The following is a 1,536-nucleotide window of genomic DNA, read 5'->3' as shown; positions in this document are numbered from 1 at the left end:
ACTTTCGCTAAGCCCCGAAGCGAAAAGCGACGGAACGACCTATTGCCCTTGATATGACCAAAAACACTCTCTACCTCGATTTTTCGTCGAGCGTAAAGTTGTGCATTCGATTCAGACCAAAGGTTCACTTTTGCTTTCGCTTTTAATTCTTCATAAACTGGATTAACATGCACTTGGCGATTTCCTGTCGCCTTTGTACATTGAGATTTTAATGGGCAATCCGTACAATCCTCACATTCATAAATTTTAAAGTCACGTGTGAATCCATTTTTATCCGTACGGGTCGAGTAACGCTTAAATAAAACCTTACGGTTATTTGGACAGGTGTATTCATCCTTTTGTTCATCATATGCCCAGTTACTCGCATGACGAATATCTTTTTTATAGCTCCGTTTTTGTTCCGTTAAAAAAGTATTGTAAGGAATCAAAGCTTCAAATTCTTCTTCCAAAGAGTAGAGATAGTTTTCTTCACTGCCATAGCCGGCATCTGCGATGACGTTTTTCGGGAATGGTAGCGATGTATTCTTCAGTGCCTCTATATGCGGCTTGAAACAACGCGTATCAGTTGGGCGTTGATGTATCGTATAAAAAAGAATGAATTGATTTTCCGTTGCCATTTGAATATTATAACCAGGTTTTAGTTGTCCGTTATTCATATGATCATCTTTCATTCGCATAAATGTCGCATCCGTATCGGTTTTAGAATAACTATTTCGATCGCCAAATAGAGCATTTTGTTGTTTATATTTTACTAATCGTGGACCTAAGTCTTCGCGCACTAATTTCAATAGTTTCTTAACCGGACTGAGTTCCCGTCGTTTTTCTTTTCGTACCTGGACATCTTCTTCAAGTTGGATACCATTCGTTTCCTTTTCAACTTTTTCCACTAATGCTTTTTCTATTTGAGTTAGTTTTTCCTCTGCCGTTAATGAGGAGGTTTCATCTTGAGTAGACAGTTCAAGACCCTCTTCATTTGCAATGGTCTGAATCTGTTGGTACGTTTCTTCGATTTTTTCTTGCAGCTTCGCCTCAAATTTGGTCGTCGCCTTTTTCCACACAAATGAATACTTGTTTGCGCTTGCTTCAATCTTTGTTCCGTCTAGAAAATAGTTCTCCATTGTGACGTGCTTTTCTTCTATTAGTTGATGGATCATTTCTTCAAATAGCTTCGGAAGGAGCTTATCCATTTGTTGTGTGCGAAATCGATTAATCGTTCGATAATCCGGTTTTTGCAAGGCAGCCAGCCACATTGTTGGGATATTTTCTTTAACCAGTTTGGCGATTTCACGACAGGAATAGACTTTTTGAGAATAGGCATACAAAATGACTTTCGTCATCATTTTAGGATGGTAAGAGCTACGTCCGCCACCATTATAGTGCTCAAAAAAGACATTATCTTCTACTGATTCAATCATTTGATCAATCACACGCGCCACGTGGTGAACCGGAATGAGATCCTGAATGTCAAAAATAACAGTGGTTTGTTGGTTATCATAGGGAATAAAAGTAGGTGTAGAATTTCGTTTTTGAGGAACG

General features: G+C 38.8%; 1 protein-coding gene. It reads right to left on the bottom strand.

The features are described 5' to 3' along the window. Positions 1 to 1,472: IS1182 family transposase (locus ACIQXR_RS20525; RefSeq protein ID WP_403080598.1), on the bottom strand; the 1,472-nt coding region annotated here is incomplete at its 3' end. Between the last annotated feature and the right edge of the window lie 64 nt (positions 1,473 to 1,536).

This window comes from Peribacillus sp. NPDC097224 (genome assembly GCF_044761985.1).
In the GTDB taxonomy this organism is placed as follows: domain Bacteria; phylum Bacillota; class Bacilli; order Bacillales; family DSM-1321; genus Peribacillus.
Note: the sequence above shows the minus strand (reverse complement) of the source record. Positions and strands in the feature narration are given on the sequence as shown.